We start from the raw sequence: 17,090 nt of genomic DNA, 5'->3' as shown, positions 1-17,090 counted from the left end.
CAGGCCGCAATCGCGGATGGCCCGGCTGCGAAGCCGGGCCATTTTTCATCAGCCCCCGCCGCGCCAGCGGAAATACTGGAGGTCGAAAAGCAACTCCAAATATCCAAGCAAGGTTGTTGGAGCGCCTTGCGGGAAGTTTACCATAACCGGGCGAAATTCATAAAAAGAGAGCAATCCCGTTGCCTGAGGATGAAAAAGAACCATATTCAAAACATCCTAATTTAGAAATTTCGGGAAAAGAGATGAATACCGCCGCCGGATTTTCCTTTGCCGGCAAAGGCCAGGAAAGACCGGCCAACGGCTACGCCACGATCTATTCCTTCGACTGGCGTGGCGGGATTCACCCGGTTTCGGAACATTCCCTGGCCGAGCTTTACGCGCGCTTCGGCGATGTCATCTGGGAAGATGGACGGCACAAGACCAATGTCGCCGCTTTCATCGGGGAACTCGACGAAATCCTGCTTGGAAAGGGGTTTTGCGTCTTCACCCAGGACATGCTCGACGACCTGATCGGAGCCCTGCGCGAGCGCGGCAACAGCAACGCCACCATCAACCGCAAGATGGCGGCCCTGAGCAAATTGCTGCGCAAGGCGCATAAGATGGGTAAGATTCACAGCCTGCCGGAGTTCCGGCGGCAAAAGGAAAGAGCCGGGCGGATCCGCTTCCTGGAACAACAGGAAGAGGCACGCCTGTTTGCCGCCATCAAGGCGCGCAGCGGCGACGCCTACCGGCTTTCCGTCTTTCTGGTCGATACGGGCTGCCGCCTCGGCGAGGCGCTCGGCCTGATCTGGAACGATATCGATTCGGGCCGCGTCACCTTCTGGGTCACCAAGTCCGGCCGCTATCGCACCGTGCCGCTGACCCGACGGGCCAAAAACGCGATCGAGCGCCAGCGCGGGATCGCCAACGGCCCGTTCGCGACGCTGACCCAGGTGCGCTACCGGGCGATCTGGAACGAGGCCAAGGCCAGCGTCGGGCTCGGCGCCGACAAGGACGTGGTGCCACATATTCTGCGCCATACCTGCGCCTCGCGCCTGGTGCGCGGCGGCATCGACATTCGCCGGGTGCAGATGTGGCTCGGCCACCAGACCCTGCAGATGACGATGCGCTACGCCCATCTCGCCACGCACGATCTGGATTCCTGCGTCAAGGTGCTGGAACACGAGCGCTGCAACGACTGTTGAGGCACTTGCGCGGGCGTTCGGCCAGAAATCCCTGCGAAAACGCTCGCCGCGCCGGCGTCACGACCCGCCTGAACGCGGCAGGAACGCGCAGCTTGCATGGGCGGCCGCCGGCGCCTAATGGGGTGCGAACTCGACCATCGGACCGCGCCCCATGTCCCTGCCCCCTGCCCGCGACCGGATCCATCTCGGCAACTGGCGCACATATCCCGCCAGCACCTGGGCGTTCCAGAATGTCGGCGAATTGGTGCCGTGCGCGCAGATCAGCGCGCCAGCCGGCAAACCGGCGCCCGGCCCGGGGTCCGGCCTGCTCGACGCGCTGACGATCGAGGCGGACGACGGCGGCAAAATCAGTGCCACGGCCCATCTGGAAGCCTCGCATGGCGACGCCTTCGTGGTGATGCGCGACGGGGCGCTGGTCGCCGAATGGCACGCGACCCATTGCGACCCCGCCCGCGCCCATATCGTGTTTTCGATCTCCAAATCCGTCACCGGCCTGCTCGCCGGCATCGCGGTCGGCGACGGAGTGCTCGATCCCGACCAACCGGTTACCGACCATGTCGCGGTCGAGCCCGGTTCGGCGTTTGCAGACGCCAGGGTGCGCCACCTGCTCGACATGACCGTCAGTCTCGATTTCGAGGAAAACTATCTCGACCGGCACAGCGCCTTCGACCGCTATCGCCGCGCCATGTTGTGGAACCCCGAGCACGATCCCGACGCGGCGCAAACCCTGCCGCAGGTGCTTGCCGCGCTGCCGCGCGCCGACGGACCCCATGGCCGGCGCTTTCGCTACGCCTCGCCGGTGAGCGACATGCTCGGCCTGGTCGTCGAGCGCGCGGCCGGCCAGCGCTACCATGCCTTTTTGCGCGACAGGCTGTGGCGGCCGATGGGGGCCACGGGCGAGGCCCTTGTCACCGTCGACCGGATCGGAACGGCGCGGGCGGCCGGCGGCATCGCGATGACGGCGCGCGACCTGGCCCGGATCGGCCAGCTCGTGCTCGACGGCGGGGTCGCCAAGGGCCGCCAGGTGGTGCCGGCGGACTGGATTTCGGACCTGCGTACAAGCGGCAGCCGGAGCGCCTGGGCGGACGGCGATTTCGTCGACCTGTTCGCACAGGGGCGCTACCGCTCGTGCTGGTATTCGGTCGGCGACGATCATGGCAGCCTGGCCGCGATCGGCATCCACGAGCAATGGCTGTGGATCGATCCGCAGCGCCGGGTGGTGCTGGCCAAACTGTCCTCGCGGCCGCAGCCGAGCCACGATCCCGCCACACGGCGCGAAGCCGCGATGCTGGCCCGGATCGCGCGCGCGCTGTGACGGCCACCGCCCAGGTTCTGTAGCACAGATGTCACATAGTTGGACGATTGTCCGCCCGCGTCCGGTCAGCGGCGCGGAAAGCTCGGCTGCGACGCAATTTCGCTCTGGCCAACCCGGCAACAATCTGCTTATTGCTGATCAATCGAGTCATAATTTGTTATAACATTACGATTCGATTGCCGAACGTCTTCGCTCAGGCGCCGGACGTATCAAACGCCTTTCGGGCGGGCATCCCAGGGCCCGCTCACCATTGGAGAATGACATGAAGATCAATAAGTTGCTTGTCGGAACAACGGCGGTGCTGGCCTTTGCGCCCGCCGCCATGGCGGCCGACGCCGTGGTCATCGCCGAGCCGGAGCCGGTGGAATATGTACGGGTCTGCGACGCTTTCGGCGCCGGGTTCTTCTACATCCCCGGCACCGAAACCTGCCTGCGCATCTCGGGTTACGTGCGCTACCGGGTCGGCGCGACCAGCGACGACGGGCTGACCGATACGCCGAACTTCAACGGATACGCGCCTGACGGCTGGAACAAGCAAACCCGCGCCCGGGTGAATATCGACGCCCGCCAGGACACCGAATGGGGCATGCTGCGCAGCTATCTGCGGCTGCAGTCGAGCTGGGGCGTGCCGAGCGACGGCGCGGTCAGCGTCGACCAGGCCTGGATCAGCCTCGGCGGCCTGCGCATGGGTTACACCGAATCGGCCTGGGCCGACACGATTTCGGGCGTCGACACCACCGGCACGCATTCCGACGGCGCCTTGTGGTACGGCGACCAGCAGCGCCACCTGATCCAGTACAACTTCTCGACCGCGGGCGGACTGTTCGGCGTCATCTCGCTGGAAGACGACACGCTTTCCGGCGAGGGGTACATGCCCGACGTCGTCGGCGTGCTGTCGTACGAGCAGGGCTGGGGCGGTGTCTGGGGCCGGGTCGGTTATGACGAGTCCTTCGACGGCTTCGGCGCGTCGATCGGCCTGCAGCTCAACGTGCCCAACACCACCGGTTCCTCGTTCCGCCTGGTCGGCTATTACGCCGATGGCGACCACGTCTACGGCACCGGCAGCTCCTATGGCGCGATCTCGGGCGGCATGGGCAATGCCGAATGGGCCGCGCTCGCCTCCTACTACCACCAGTTCACGTCGACGGTCGGCGGTTCGGTCGGCTTTGAATATTTCAACGATTTCTATGCCGGCAATTCCAGCGTCAGCACCGGGCTGAACGGTTATGTCGCCGAACTGTCAATGGTGTGGGAGCCGATCGACAATTTCGAGGTTCGCTCCGAGGTGACCTACGACAAGATCGACACCCGCGACGGCTCGGTCGGCGGCTTCCTGTCGTTCAAGCGCAGCTTCTGATCGAACTCGACCTCTGTAACGGACCGCTTTTCGGCCCGGCCTTCGCGCCGGGCCGTTTTCGTGCCGCGCCGCCGTTGGCCAATCGACGACGCTGTTCCTGCCGGCGCCAAATCCGACTATATTGCGCTCCCCATCGCTATCCGGATTTCCCGCACCCATGAGTTTTCGCCCCGCCCTCACCCCGCTTGCCCAGTCGTTGCCCGCCACCGTGCCCTTCGTCGGGCCCGAAACGCAGGAGCGCGCGCGCGGCGCGCCGTTCCGTGCCCGTCTCGGCGCCAATGAGAGCGGGTTCGGCCCGGCCCCGTCCGTGATCGATGCGATGGCGCGGGCGGCCGGTTTGGCCTGGCGCTATTGCGACCCGGAAAATTTCGACCTCAAACAGGCGCTCGCGACACAGCTCGGCGTGGCGCCCGACACGATCGCGGTCGGCGAAGGCATTGACGGGCTGCTCGGCCTGGTCGTGCGCCTGTTCGCCGCGCCCGGCGCCACCGTGGTGACTTCGCTCGGCGCCTACCCGACCTTCAACTATCATGTCGCCGGTTTCGGCGCACGGCTCGTCACCGTGCCGTACCGCAACGACCACGAGGATCTCGACGGCCTGGCCGAGGCGGCGCGACGCGAAAAAGCCAGCCTGTGTTATCTCGCCAATCCAGACAATCCGATGGGCACGTGGTGGGACGCGGAGGCGGTGACACGCTTCATCGAGGCGCTGCCGGAACACACAATGCTGGTTCTCGACGAGGCCTATGGCGAGACAGCGCCGGCCGGGGCGCTGCCGCCGCTCGACGTCGAACGGCCCAACGTGCTGCGCTTGCGTACCTTCTCCAAGGCCTATGGGCTGGCCGGCCTGCGCTGCGGCTACGCGATCGGCGAACGCGAACAGATCCGCGCCTTCGACAAGGTGCGCAACCATTTCGGGGTCAACCGCATGGCGCAGGCGGCCGCACTCGCGGCTCTTGCCGACCAGGCTTGGCTGGAGACCATCGTCGGCAAGGTCGCCGCCGGGCGCGACCGGATCGCGGCGATCGCCGCGGAAAACGGGCTTGCCGCCCTGCCCTCGGCGACCAATTTCGTCACCATCGATTGCGGACGCGACGGCGCCTATGCGCAAAAGGTGATGGACGCGCTGCTTGGCGCCGGCATCTTCGTGCGCAAACCGATGGCGCCCGGCCTCGACCGCTGCATCCGCGTCTCGACCGGGCCCGGGGCCGAACTGGCGCTTTTCGCAGCCGAATTGCCCGGGGCGCTCGCGGCGGCCGCCGCCGGCTGAACGGCGGGCGGCCGGGTCAGCCGTAGCGCGCCAGGTTCAGATCGCCGGCATCGACCTCGGGCGTCCTGCAGCCGATCAAATCGGCCAGAACCCGCGCCGAGCCGCAGGCCATGGTCCAGCCCAGCGTGCCGTGGCCGGTGTTGAGATAAAGCCTCCCCACCGGGGTCGTGCCGACCACGGGCGGACCGTCCGGCGTCATCGGACGCAACCCGCACCAGAACGTGGCCTTTGCGGTATCGCCGCCCGCTGGAAACAATTGATTGAAGGAGTGCTCGAGCGCGGCCCGGCGGCTTGGCCTGGGGCCGAGGTCGAAGCCGGCGATCTCGGCCGTTCCACCGACGCGAATGCGCGTGCCCAAACGGGTGATCGCGGTCTTGTAGGTCTCGTCCATCACGGTCGAGACCGGGGCAGCGTCTTCCTCGGCGACCGGCATGGTGAGCGAATAGCCCTTGACCGGATAGACCGGCAGTTTTAGCCCCAGCGGGCCGAGCAGCGCCGGGCTGTGACTGCCGAGCGCCACCACATAGGCATCGGCCTCGCGGAAACCGCGCGACGTCACAACGCCCGTCATCGCGCGGCCGTCGTTTATCAGCGCCTGCACGTCGGTGTCGTAGGAAAACGTCACGCCGTGCGCGGCGGCGGCCTGCGCCAGCAGGGTGGTAAAAAGATGGCAGTCGCCGGTCTCATCGCCGGGCAGCCGCAGACCGCCGACGAAATCGGTCCTGGCGCCGGCCAGTCCCGGTTCGGCCGCCACGCAACCCTTGCGGTCGAGCGCCTCGTAGGCGACGTCGAACTGGCGCAGCACCTCGACGTCGCGGGCAATGCCGTCGAACTGTTTTTGGGTGCGGAAAAGTTGCAGCGTGCCGCGGCTGCGCTCGTCATAGGCAATGCCGGTCTCGGCACGCAGCTGCTTCAGGCAGTCGCGGCTGTATTCGGCAAGCGGCACCATGCGGGCCTTGTTGCGCGCATACCGGTCCGCGGTGCAGTTGCGCAGCATCTTCAAGAGCCATATCCAGCGGGCCGGGTCCAGACCCGGACGCACCACCAGCGGCCCGTGCCGCATTGCAAGCCATTTCAACGCCTTCAGCGGCACGCCCGGGGCCGCCCAGGGCGAGGCGTAGCCCGGCGATATCTGACCGGCATTGGCGAAGCTGGTCTCCTTGCCCGGCCCATCGCCGCGTTCGACGAGTTCAACCTCGTGTCCGGACCGGGCCAGATAGTAGGCGGTGGTCACGCCGATGACGCCTCCGCCGAGGACCAGCACTCTCATGATTCTCGTTCTCCGGTGGTTTGAATGGGGTGGCGCTGCCCGGCGGACGGTGCCCCGGGGCTGCGGCTTGGCCGGGCCCGTCGCCGATGACCGGAAACCGCGAAAGCCGGATGGTCCTTTCAGGCGGCGGAGGGGCCTGGATCGTCGAACCCGCCGGGACCGACCGAAGCCGGGCGGCCCGAGGTTCGGGCGCTGCCCTGGATCAACGTGAGCGTCGGCCGGCTATGCACAGGCGGCGCCATGCGCGTCAGCGCTTCCTTCTCGCGCCGCGCGGCCTCGGGCTGATAGAGCACGCTTTCCAGGACGATCGTCTCGTGAACGCCGTCCTGTCCGGCGAACCGGAAAAGCTGGCCTTCGCCGAGACCGATCAGCGCCAGCCCGCGCGGCGAGGTCAGCGGAAGGAAAAGACCGACCGGCGACTGCATGCGATCATGCGAGATCACCCTTGTATCGGGCTCGCGGCCGTCGACGCTGAACGTGATCCGGCTGTTGAGGGTCGCCACGGTGGCGGGAACGTCGTCGCCGAAGACGACACGCGCCGTGTCGAGCTTTTCTTTCAGCAGCGCCGCCATCGGATCGTCCTGACCCAGGCAGCGCTCGAACATGACTTCGAGGATCGTATGGTCCTTGGTGGTGAGGATGCAGCTGTGCTCAGACATCGCAGTTCTCCAGCGCTCCGCCCGGGGAGCGGTTGCGGTTTGACGACAATGGAGAATCCCCTGGCCGCTGGTGGGCGGCACAGGGGCTACGATCCTGCGAGGAGACAGCCTCCGAACAGCGTGAGGCGACAGAAAGGCCTGGCCCCGCTCATGAGGCGGGGCCCGCTGCATGCACCGGCCCGGGCGTGGACACCACGCCGCCGGTATTGTCCACGCTTTCGACGGTCAGGCGATGAATGCGGCCGTCGCGGGCGGTCCAGTCGATCGACTGACCGGCCGCAAGGCCGATCAGCGCAACGCCGATCGGCGTCAGCACGGAGACCTTGCCCTCGGCGATATCCGCCTCGCCGGGAAACACCAGCGTGACCGTGCGATCCTCGCCGACATCGCTGGTGAAGCGCAGACGCGAGCCCATGCGCACCACATCGGCGGCCAGTTTTGAATCGTCCACGGTGCGCGCGCGGTCGAGCTCGGCGAAGAGTTGGTCGGCGACGGCGGGATTCCGCTCCGCAAAACCTTCCGCCAGCCGCGAGAGCCGCTCGTGGTCGGACCGGGTCATGGCAATCGCCGGCTTGCGCTTTTTCTTGGTTTCGGGAGCCATTCCTGGACTTCCTCGTAAATCTGGCGCCGCCGATGCAAAAAATGATGCGCGGCGCTCCGGTTTGTTTTGAGAAATGAAGTGTCGCCTGTGTGGCTTGCCTCGACCCGCCCAGCGGGGAAACCTGCCTGTGCCCCCGCAGCCGGGGCGCGACGCGACCAGGCCGGGGGTCAGTGTCCCGCGATAGGACACACCCTGTGAAGGCTTATTACGGGCAGCTCGGTCCAATACATGCTTCGAGACTTGGTGTAGGGCAGCGGGAATGTCAAGCCTCGTGCGGGACCGGACCGGCCCTCGGCACGCCGAGCCCGGCGTCCAAGACCGCAAGGCGCGAACACCCGACCGGCCGGCCCTCGTCGCACATTCCCTGGGTCCGTCACGGTCAACAACGGCTTCCTTGAATTAATTGAACGTTCGTTTTATTATTCCGACCGGGAGGAACGCAATGGCGCGCACAATCGGCTCGGACGGGGAGAAGACGGAGGCGGCGATCCGCGGCGCGGCCGTTAACCTGATCGCGCGCCATGGCTATGAGGCGGTCTCGATGCGCCGGCTGGCGGCCGAAGTCGGCGTTCAGGCCGCCGCTCTCTACCGCTATTTTCCGACCAAGGAAGAATTGTTGTTCACGCTGATGCGCGAGCACATGGAGGAGTTGATCGCAGCCTGGAGAGCAGCCGATCCCGGTCCGGCCGACAGCGCCGCGCGGCTTGCCGCATTCGTGCGCAATCATATCGTCTTTCATGTCGCGCGCCGGCACGCCACCCATGTCTCCAATATGGAGCTGAGAAGCCTTGCGCCCGAGCGGCTGACGGCGGTGCTGCGGTTGCGCGCGACCTACGAAAAGGAATTGCGCGGAATCCTGCGCGCCGGTGCGGCGACCGGTGCGTTTACCGTCGACGACCCGGCGCTGACGGCGATGGCGATCATTCAGATGATCACCGGCGTAATCGTCTGGTTCCGTCCCGACGAAAGGCTGTCGGTGCGCGAGGTCGCCGACAAATACCACACCATGACAATGCGCCTGGTCGCAGCGACCGGGCTTGCGGAGGAACACGATGTACACGCACATGATGCAGTTCGGACTGGGTGAGGAGATCGAGGCGCTGCGCGACATGGTGCGCCGCTTCGCCCAGGACAGGATCGCGCCGATCGCCGCCGAGATCGACGCGAGCAACGAATTCCCCGCCGGGTTGTGGAAGGAGCTCGGCGAACTGGGGCTGCTCGGCATCACTGCCGATCCCGAGCACGGCGGATCGGGCATGGGCTATCTCGCCCATGTGGTGGCGATCGAGGAGATTTCGCGCGCCTCGGCTTCGGTCGGGCTTTCCTACGGCGCCCATTCCAATCTGTGCGTCAACCAGATCAGGCGCTGGGGCACGGCCGCGCAGAAGGCGGCCTATCTGCCCGGCCTGTGCGCGGGCGACAAGGTCGGCGCGCTGGCGATGTCGGAATCGGGCGCCGGCTCGGATGTCGTGTCGATGCGGCTCAGGGCGGAAAAGAAGAACGACCGCTACGTGTTGACCGGCACCAAGATGTGGATCACCAACGGGCCCGACGCCGACACGATGGTGGTTTACGCCAAGACCGATCCCGAGCGGCATTCGCGCGGCATCACCGCCTTCATCGTGGAAAACACCATGAAGGGATTCTCGGTCGCGCAGAAGCTCGACAAGCTCGGCATGCGCGGCTCCAACACCGGCGAACTGGTGTTCGACAATGTCGAGGTGCCGTTCGAAAACGTGCTGCACGAGGAGGGCAAGGGCGTCGAGGTGCTGATGTCCGGCCTCGACTACGAACGCGTGGTGCTGGCGGCCGGGCCGGTCGGCATCATGGCCGCCTGCCTCGACGTGGCCGTGCCCTATTGCCACGAACGCAAGCAGTTCGGCCAGAAAATCGGCGAGTTCCAGCTCGTCCAGGCCAAGCTCGCCGACATCTACGCCGCGCTCAACGCCAGCCGGGCCTATGTCTACGCGGTGGCGGCGGCCTGCGACCGGGGCGAGACGACACGCAAGGATTCGGCCGGCTGCGTGCTGTTTTCCGCCGAAAAGGCGACCCAGTGCGCGCTCGACGCCATCCAGATCCTCGGCGGCAACGGCTATATCAACGACTATCCGACCGGACGGCTGTTGCGCGACGCCAAGCTTTACGAGATCGGTGCGGGAACCAGCGAGATCAGGCGATGGCTGATCGGCCGCGAGATGATGGCGGAGAGCGGCTGACGCGGCAGAGCGCTGGCCGTCTCCGGTTTCCGGTCGCCGAATTCCCGCAGGGGGACCACGTGCCCGACAAGTTTGCCGGAGCCGGCCGCACACCCGCGCGGGCGGCAATGACGGAACGCGGATCGAAAGATGACCATGGACGCCAATGTCGTTCTCGTTTTCCTCGCGGCAATGACGACGGCGGTGGCGACCGGCTTGGGCGCCCTGCCCTTCGTTTTCGTGAAACGCATCGACCGATGGCGGCTCAGCATCGCCAATGCCGTGGCGGCCGGGCTGATGCTGGGGGCAAGTTACAATCTGATCGACGAAGGCGCGGACATCGCCCTCGACCGGGTTCTTATCGGCATCCTGCTCGGTCTTGCCGCCATCCTCGCGGCCAATCGGCTGTTACGGCGGCGCGACACCGCCGACATCGCCGACCTGCACGGCAAGAGCGCGACACGGGCACTTCTCATTCTGGGCGTGATGACGGCGCACTCCTTTGCCGAAGGCATCGGGGTCGGCGTCTCCTTCGCCGGCACGCCCGAACTCGGCGCCTTTATCACAACCGCGATCGCGATCCACAACATCCCCGAGGGGCTCGCCATCTGCCTGGTGCTGATCCCGCGCGGCACGGCCGTCTGGAAGGCTTCGCTGTGGAGCATTTTCACCAGCCTGCCCCAACCGCTGATGGCCGTGCCGGCCTTCCTGTTTGTGCAGTCGTTCGAACCCTTCCTGCCGATTGGCCTGGGCATCGCGGCCGGCGCCATGATCTGGATGGTGTTTTCGGAACTGATACCGGATGCCACGGAGAACGCCTCGGGCGATGCGGTTGGAACCACCGTTGTCCTCGCCATCGTCGCGCTCTGGGCATTCCAGCTGGTGTTGTTCGGCACGTGGTGAACTCCGGTCCGAAGCGTTGGCGCCGCATTTCGGGCGTGCGAGACCGCGACTTGACGGAGGTCAATACGGGCCGGATGCTGTTTTGCTATCCAGCCTGCAGCAATACGGCACGATTGACGAGCAGGAGAGACGAGATGCGTGGCTTTGTGGACGACATCGAAAAGCTGACCGAGGAGAATATGGATTTCCGGCGCGTGCTCTACACGGGCAACAACCTGCAACTCGTTTTGATGTCCATTCAGCCGGGCGACGACATCGGCGAGGAAATCCATGACGATCGAGACCAGTTCTTCCGCGTCGAGCAGGGCGAAGGCGAAGCCTGGATCGACGGCAATCGCTCCCCGGTGAAAGCGGACTATGCCTTCATCGTGCCGGCCGGCGCCCGCCACAATGTCAAATGCACCGGCAACGAACCGCTGCGCCTCTACACGGTCTACGGACCGCCGGAGCACCGCGAAGGGACCGTGCACGCGACCAAGGCGCAGGCGGCGGCGGATGAAGAGCATTTCGACGGCGTCACGACCGAATAGCCACGCCACGCAATCGGCCGGGCCACCGGAGAACTCCTGATTCTCGACGTCGCACCGGAGAATGAGCTGCGGCTTCGGTATCCGACCTTAAAGGGCCAGGCCGACAGCAGGTCGCGACAGGGCTTCACGTCACCACCACGCCGCGCGCCTTGGCCCAGCGTATAAGCACCTTCTGCTCGTCGGGCAGGGGCGGCCGGTTGGCGAAACCGCGCACCTGCACGGCCCGGTCCTGGCGGTCAAGCTCGATGGTCAAAAGCCGCTCGACCTTGCCCGGCACGCGCCGGGTAAGCGACCAGATCGTGGCCGTACCAGCGATGCATTTGGCCGCATAGGTCGACACGCAATGGCGCATGGCGCGGGTCTCGGCCACCAGCTCGGATGCCGAGCGCAGCTGGCGCACGCAATATTCCTCGCGCCGCGCGCGCGGCTCCTTCGCCGAGGGCTGCCACGACCAGTCGGCGAGCGCGGACCCGGCCCAGCGTCCACCCGCGGGCGCGGCCATGCCGGCGCGCGCCGCCGCCCGCCCTGCCCGGCGGCGTGCGGCCTCGATGCGGGCGATCGTCGCCAGGTCGCGGTGCCAGTCGTGCATCTGTCGCTCGAGCGCGGTAAGCGTGCGGCCCTTGAGGCTGTAGCGGCGGTCGCGACCACGGCAGGCACCCAGATAGTCGACAAGGTCGTCGACCAGCGCGCGCGGTGCCGGGTTGGCGCAGAAAAACTGCGCCGCCTCGCGCCAGAAGGCGAACTGGCGGCGCGGCGTATGGGCGATCTTGGAACGGGCGATGCTGAGCGCCAGGCCGAGATCGTCGGTATAGCTGCGCGCCACCGCCTGCCAGAACGCGGCCTCGAAGGAAAGATCGCCCGGCGGATTGAGAAACCGGTGCACCTCCTTGCGGGTCAGCCACCGGCCGGCGGCCTGCTTGTAGAGCGAGCCGCCGCGCGCGGCGATCACATACCAGCTCTTGCGCAGCCGCACCTCGTCGACGTCGAGCCTGTCGGCATCGATCCATATCCGCTCGAGCGCGCTGGAGACCGGATAACGGGCATAAAGATGACGCGCGGCGGCAAGCCGCAGCCGCGCCGGATCGCGCGACTTCATGCGCGGACGCCAGGCGGCGGGGTCGCGGATCGCCTCGCCGGCGAAACCGCCCCTCGCCTCGGCGAGCGCCTTGTTGAAATCGGGAGCCGGACGCGCGGCGCGGACAACGCGCTTCAGCGTGGCGTCGTAGGCTTCAGTTCTTTCGCGCGCGGCCTCCTGCCGGCGCTGGATCATGGAACGGGCCATGGCCTTCGGGCCTCAATGGATTGCTGTCAGCCGGACGCAAGACGAGCGTCGGCACGAAACGTGGCGAACTCGAATGCGATCTCATGACAGGGCTCCTTAAGGCCGGAATGGTGGGGCTCGATAGGCGGGCAAGGCGGCAAAGATATGGCGGTTTCGGGCAAGAATAACGGCGCCGGAGCGGTGCCTCGGGCCTTTTCGGGCCGCGCCGGGCTGCTATGGTCAGCCGGAACCGCGCCATCCGCCCCGCGTTGGCCAAGCACGACAGCATAGCAACGGGAGACGAACCATGACGCTCAGCGACACCCAAGAAGAGCTCAATCGCGGCCACGATTTCGACTTTTCCGGCTTGAAAGCCGTGTTCATCAACTGCTCGCTCAAGGCATCGCATCAGGGCGCCTCGCACACGCAGACGCTGATGGACGACGCGTTCGCGATCATGCGGCAGAACGGCGTCGCCGTGACGAACCTACGCGCGGCCGACCATCGCCTCGCCTTCGGCGTCCAGCCCGACATGCGCGAGCATGGGGCAAGCCACGACGACTGGCCGGAGATTTTCTGGCCCGAGATACGCGACGCCGACATTCTGGTGCTCGGCACGCCGATCTGGCTCGGCGAGGAATCCTCGCTGTGCCGGGTGGTGATCGAGCGGCTCTACGCCCATTCCGCCCAGCGCAACGACAAGGGCCAGTATGTTTTCTACGGCAAGACCGGCGGCTGCATGGTGACCGGCAACGAGGACGGCATCAAGCATGTGTCGATGAGCTGCCTCTACGCCATGCAGCATGTCGGCTACACGATCCCGCCGCAGGCCGATTGCGGCTGGATCGGCGAGGCCGGGCCGGGGCCGTCCTACGGCGACACGCTCGACGACGGCAGCCGCGCCGGTTTCGACAATGATTTCACCCGCCGCAACCTGACCTTCATGACGTGGAACCTGATGCATGTCGCGCGCCTGCTCAAACAGGCCGGCGGCCTGCCCGCGCACGGCAACTCGGCCGCCTCCTGAAGACCGGACGTCCCTGGCGGCGGCCGCGCCGCGCGGTCGCGGCCGCAATGCTGGACAGGCTCCGCCTGCCCGCCTATCGATAGGTCATGCCGGGGCTCCGCCCCCGACCGGACAGTGCAAGGATCATCATGGCCACGCTTTCCTCCCAGATTTCACCCGCCGCCGAAAGTTTCCGCGACAATGCCAAGCGCATGAAGGCGCTGGTGGCCGAGATCGCAACCATGGCGGCCGAAGTCGAGCGCGGCGGTCCGCAAGCGGCGCGCGAGCGCCACACCGCGCGCGGCAAGCTTCTGCCGCGCGAGCGGCTGGCGCAGCTGCTCGACGCCGGCTCGCCGTTCCTGGAAATCGGCCAGTTCGCCGCGCATGCGATGTATTCGGGCGACATCGCGTCGGCCGGCATGATCGCCGGCATCGGCCGTGTGTCGGGCCGCGAGGTGATGGTGGTGGTCAACGACGCCACGGTGAAGGGCGGCACCTATTATCCGCTGACGGTGAAAAAGCATCTGCGGGCGCAGGAGATCGCGCGCGAAAACAACCTGCCCTGCATCTATCTGGTCGATTCGGGCGGGGCCAACCTGCCCAATCAGGACGAGGTCTTCCCGGACCGCGAGCATTTCGGCCGCATCTTCTTCAACCAGGCCAACATGTCGGCCGCCGGCATCCCGCAGATCGCCTGCGTGATGGGCTCGTGCACGGCGGGCGGAGCCTATGTGCCGGCGATGTCGGACGAATCGATCATGGTGCGCAACCAGGCGACGATCTTTCTCGGCGGCCCGCCGCTGGTCAAGGCGGCGACCGGCGAGGACGTCACCGCCGAGGAACTGGGCGGAGCGGAGGTGCATACGCGCCAGTCGGGCGTGGCCGACCACTACGCCATCGACGACGAGCACGCGCTCGGCCTGGTGCGCCGCATCGTGGCCAATCTGAACCGGCAAAAACCCGCCCGGCTGGAGACCCGCGCCCCGGTCGCACCGCTTTTTGCGGCCGACGAAATCTACGGCGTGGTGCCGGCCGACACGCGGCAGCCCTACGACGTGCGCGAGGTGATCGCGCGCATCGTCGACGGTTCCGAACTGGACGAGTTCAAGCAGAATTACGGCACGACGCTGGTGACCGGCTTTGCCCGCATCCACGGCCTGCCGGTCGGCATCATCGCCAATAATGGCGTGTTGTTTTCGGAATCCGCCCTCAAGGGCGCGCATTTCATCGAATTGTGCTGCCAGCGCGACATTCCGCTGGTGTTTTTGCAAAACATCACCGGCTTCATGGTCGGCAAGAAATACGAGGCCGGCGGCATCGCCCGCGACGGCGCCAAGCTGGTGACGGCGGTGGCCACGGCGCGCGTGCCGAAAGTGACCGTGATTATCGGCGGCTCGTTCGGCGCCGGCAATTACGGCATGTGCGGGCGCGCCTACTCGCCACGCTTCTTGTGGATGTGGCCGAACGCGCGCATTTCGGTGATGGGCGGCGAGCAGGCCGCCACCGTCCTGTCGATGGTCAAGCGCGAGGGCATCGAGCGCAAGGGCGGTGAATGGTCGGACGAGGACGAGGCGGAATTCAAGAAGCCGATCCTGGAAAAATACGAAAAGGAAGGCCACCCGCTTTATTCGTCGGCGAGGCTCTGGGACGACGGCATCATCGATCCGGCCAGGACGCGGGAGGTGCTGGCGCTCAGCCTGTCGGCCGCGCTCAACGCGGAGATGGCGGAGACGAAGTTCGGCGTCTTCAGGATGTAGGGAGTGAGCATTCCAAGCTGGTTTGCCTTTACTTGTACCTCTCATCCTAATATCTAAGTGGGTGCTTTACCGTTAAGTTGTTTCATGATTCTCAATAGTCTTGTCTGCCGCTTCACGATCTTCTAAATCCGAATGAACGGAGTGCGCGCATACTAAATGAGCCTTCTCTCAGGTGATCCTGTGACCCAGCTTGCCTTTTCCATGTTCGAGAATAAAGGCGTCTACGCTTTGCTTCTCGGCTCTGGTCTTTCGCGTGCGGCCAACATTCCGACCGGCTGGGAAATCACCCTCGACTTGGTCAGACGTGTTGCGACTGCGAAAGGTGTTGAAGACCAACCGGACTGGGCTGATTGGTACCGCAACGAGATTGGTGGTGAGCCAGAATATTCGGCGCTGCTGGCGGAACTGGCCAATACGCCGGCAGAACGCAGGTCCATTCTGCATTCCTACATTGAACCGGACGACGACGATCGAGCCGAGGGAAAAAAGCTCCCCACGGTTGCTCATCGCGCGATAGCCAGTCTGGTACGCGATGGCTACGTTAGGGTAATTGTGACCACCAACTTCGACCGTTTGCTTGAAAACGCGTTGCGTGAAACCGGAGTGGAGCCAACGGTTGTATCATCCGTCGACGCCCTTTCCGGAGCCGAGCCGATCATCCACAGCACTTGTTACGTCCTGAAGTTACATGGCGACTACAAGGACGCGCGCATCCTCAATACCGATGAGGAGTTGAGCGCGTATTCTGCCCAATACGATGAACTGCTCAATAGAATTTTTGACGACCACGGGCTCGTCGTTTGTGGCTGGTCAGGTGACTGGGATCATGCATTGCGGGCAGCGATGTTGAGAGCCCCGAACCGCCGCTATCCGACATTCTGGGCGATGCGCGGGAAACCCGGCGGCGGGGCTGAAGCCATCATCGCGCAGCGCAAGGCCATCGCCATGTCCGTTGCAGACGCGGACAGCTTCTTCAATGCTTTGAACGAACGCGTCACAACGCTGGCGGAGACCCGGAAGCAAAGCCCGTTGACCGTCGATTTGTTGATCGGATCTGTGAAGAGGTATGTCGCAAAGCCGGAATTTCGGGTTCGCCTCGACGAAACGCTGACTCAGGAGCTTACCAAGCTTTTTGAGCGTGTAGATGTGCCAGAACTGTCGCCTCAAGGTACTTGGTCTCCTGAAGAATTTTGTCGCCGCGTCGCACGCTATGAGGCTGCATCAGAGGCGCTTGCCAAATCCTTTGGACTGCTCGGTCGGTGGGGTGATGGGTCCGAGTTCGCGATGGTAGCGGAAGCCATTCGGGCGGTAGTCGCGAAGGCAAATAAAGAAGGAAGCGGTCTGACAATTTGGCTGGGCTTGCGGACATATCCTGCAGTTCTACTGATGACGGCCTATGGGCTCGGCCTCATTCGATCAGAGCGATGGAAGCAGTTGCACGACCTCTTTTCCCTCCATATCTCACGGGAGCACCGCGACCCCAAGCGGATGGTGAATAGCTTATTCCTCTGGGATTGGAAGGGTTACAACAATGATGTATGGAACAATATAGACGGCTTTACTACGAAAGAATCTAGAAAAAAACCCCTCTCAGCGACCATTTATATGATGTTTTCTCTGAATGGGGCGAATCTTTCTTGGGTATTGTGGCCGATGATCAGCTGCTGTTCGACTGGTTCGAAGCGCTGGGTGGCCTCGCCTTCCTTGAAGACACCAGCGAACAGGCGCTGAATGAACAGCTTTCGCGGCACGATGCGAAAGTGCGAATGCCGACAGGGCGAC

16 protein-coding genes are annotated in these 17,090 nt (G+C 65.0%); 11 read left to right on the top strand and 5 right to left on the bottom strand.

Annotation, left to right across the window (positions count from 1 at the left end):
- Positions 1–48 precede the first annotated feature (48 nt).
- Positions 49–204 carry a hypothetical protein gene (locus ACT2B0_RS04955; RefSeq protein WP_473462039.1) on the bottom strand — a complete coding sequence of 52 codons (156 nt, stop codon included), beginning with the start codon at positions 202–204 and terminating at the stop codon, positions 49–51.
- Between the two features lie 38 nt (positions 205–242).
- On the opposite strand from ACT2B0_RS04955, the gene ACT2B0_RS04950 reads away from it, so the two are divergent.
- From ACT2B0_RS04950 to ACT2B0_RS04935, 4 genes are all read left to right on the top strand, one after another.
- Positions 243–1,184 (top strand): tyrosine-type recombinase/integrase, encoded by a 942-nt coding sequence (locus ACT2B0_RS04950; RefSeq protein WP_473462036.1) that lies wholly within the window; start codon positions 243–245, stop codon positions 1,182–1,184.
- A gap of 151 nt (positions 1,185–1,335) precedes the next feature.
- Positions 1,336–2,499 (top strand): serine hydrolase domain-containing protein, encoded by a 1,164-nt coding sequence (locus ACT2B0_RS04945; protein ID WP_473462034.1) that lies wholly within the window; start codon positions 1,336–1,338, stop codon positions 2,497–2,499.
- Positions 2,500–2,761: 262 nt separating this feature from the next.
- Positions 2,762–3,856 (top strand): porin, encoded by a 1,095-nt coding sequence (locus ACT2B0_RS04940; RefSeq protein WP_348289005.1) that lies wholly within the window; start codon positions 2,762–2,764, stop codon positions 3,854–3,856.
- Positions 3,857–4,013: 157 nt separating this feature from the next.
- Positions 4,014–5,126 carry a pyridoxal phosphate-dependent aminotransferase gene (locus tag ACT2B0_RS04935; RefSeq protein ID WP_473462031.1) on the top strand — a complete coding sequence of 371 codons (1,113 nt, stop codon included), beginning with the start codon at positions 4,014–4,016 and terminating at the stop codon, positions 5,124–5,126.
- A gap of 16 nt (positions 5,127–5,142) precedes the next feature.
- On the opposite strand, the gene ACT2B0_RS04930 is transcribed toward ACT2B0_RS04935, so the two are convergent.
- The 3 genes from ACT2B0_RS04930 to rnk all read right to left on the bottom strand — a co-directional run bounded on the left by ACT2B0_RS04930 (position 5,143) and on the right by rnk (position 7,656).
- The gene (locus ACT2B0_RS04930) at positions 5,143–6,399 is read right to left on the bottom strand and encodes a D-amino acid dehydrogenase (protein WP_473465793.1); all 1,257 of its coding nucleotides are present in this window, start codon (positions 6,397–6,399) and stop codon (positions 5,143–5,145) included.
- A gap of 116 nt (positions 6,400–6,515) precedes the next feature.
- Entirely contained in the window at positions 6,516–7,055 is a 540-nt protein-coding gene (locus tag ACT2B0_RS04925) for a GreA/GreB family elongation factor (RefSeq protein WP_348289011.1), read from the bottom strand.
- Positions 7,056–7,203: 148 nt separating this feature from the next.
- Positions 7,204–7,656, bottom strand: coding sequence for a nucleoside diphosphate kinase regulator (rnk, locus tag ACT2B0_RS04920; RefSeq protein WP_348289013.1), 453 nt, complete (start codon positions 7,654–7,656; stop codon positions 7,204–7,206).
- Positions 7,657–8,098: 442 nt separating this feature from the next.
- Between rnk and ACT2B0_RS04915 the strand changes: the two genes are divergently transcribed.
- From ACT2B0_RS04915 to ACT2B0_RS04900, 4 genes are all read left to right on the top strand, one after another.
- A complete protein-coding gene (locus ACT2B0_RS04915) occupies positions 8,099–8,743 on the top strand; it encodes a TetR/AcrR family transcriptional regulator (protein WP_348289016.1) in 645 nt (214 codons plus the stop codon).
- Positions 8,709–9,872 (top strand): isovaleryl-CoA dehydrogenase, encoded by a 1,164-nt coding sequence (locus ACT2B0_RS04910; protein WP_348289018.1) that lies wholly within the window; start codon positions 8,709–8,711, stop codon positions 9,870–9,872. Before ACT2B0_RS04915 ends, ACT2B0_RS04910 begins: the two co-directional genes overlap by 35 nt.
- 129 nt (positions 9,873–10,001) lie before the next feature.
- Positions 10,002–10,754, top strand: a complete 753-nt coding sequence (locus ACT2B0_RS04905; RefSeq protein ID WP_348289021.1) for a ZIP family metal transporter — start codon at positions 10,002–10,004, stop codon at positions 10,752–10,754.
- Positions 10,755–10,888: 134 nt separating this feature from the next.
- Positions 10,889–11,284: a cupin domain-containing protein gene (locus ACT2B0_RS04900; protein ID WP_473462028.1), complete on the top strand. Its 396-nt coding sequence runs from the start codon at positions 10,889–10,891 to the stop codon at positions 11,282–11,284.
- A gap of 124 nt (positions 11,285–11,408) precedes the next feature.
- Here the strand turns inward: ACT2B0_RS04900 and ACT2B0_RS04895 are convergent, their stop codons facing one another.
- The gene (locus ACT2B0_RS04895) at positions 11,409–12,566 is read right to left on the bottom strand and encodes a PcfJ domain-containing protein (protein ID WP_473462025.1); all 1,158 of its coding nucleotides are present in this window, start codon (positions 12,564–12,566) and stop codon (positions 11,409–11,411) included.
- 286 nt (positions 12,567–12,852) lie between these two features.
- Here ACT2B0_RS04895 and ACT2B0_RS04890 point away from each other — a divergent pair, with 286 nt between their 5' ends.
- The 3 genes from ACT2B0_RS04890 to ACT2B0_RS04880 all read left to right on the top strand — a co-directional run bounded on the left by ACT2B0_RS04890 (position 12,853) and on the right by ACT2B0_RS04880 (position 17,039).
- Positions 12,853–13,572 (top strand): flavodoxin family protein, encoded by a 720-nt coding sequence (locus ACT2B0_RS04890; RefSeq protein WP_348289028.1) that lies wholly within the window; start codon positions 12,853–12,855, stop codon positions 13,570–13,572.
- Positions 13,573–13,700: 128 nt separating this feature from the next.
- A complete protein-coding gene (locus ACT2B0_RS04885; protein WP_481658455.1) occupies positions 13,701–15,308 on the top strand; it encodes a carboxyl transferase domain-containing protein in 1,608 nt (535 codons plus the stop codon).
- Between the two features lie 180 nt (positions 15,309–15,488).
- Positions 15,489–17,039: an SIR2 family protein gene (locus ACT2B0_RS04880; protein ID WP_473462021.1), complete on the top strand. Its 1,551-nt coding sequence runs from the start codon at positions 15,489–15,491 to the stop codon at positions 17,037–17,039.
- Positions 17,040–17,090: the final 51 nt, after the last annotated feature.

This window comes from Nitratireductor sp. J20-h4 (assembly GCF_056780505.1).
Note: the sequence above shows the minus strand (reverse complement) of the source record. Positions and strands in the feature narration are given on the sequence as shown.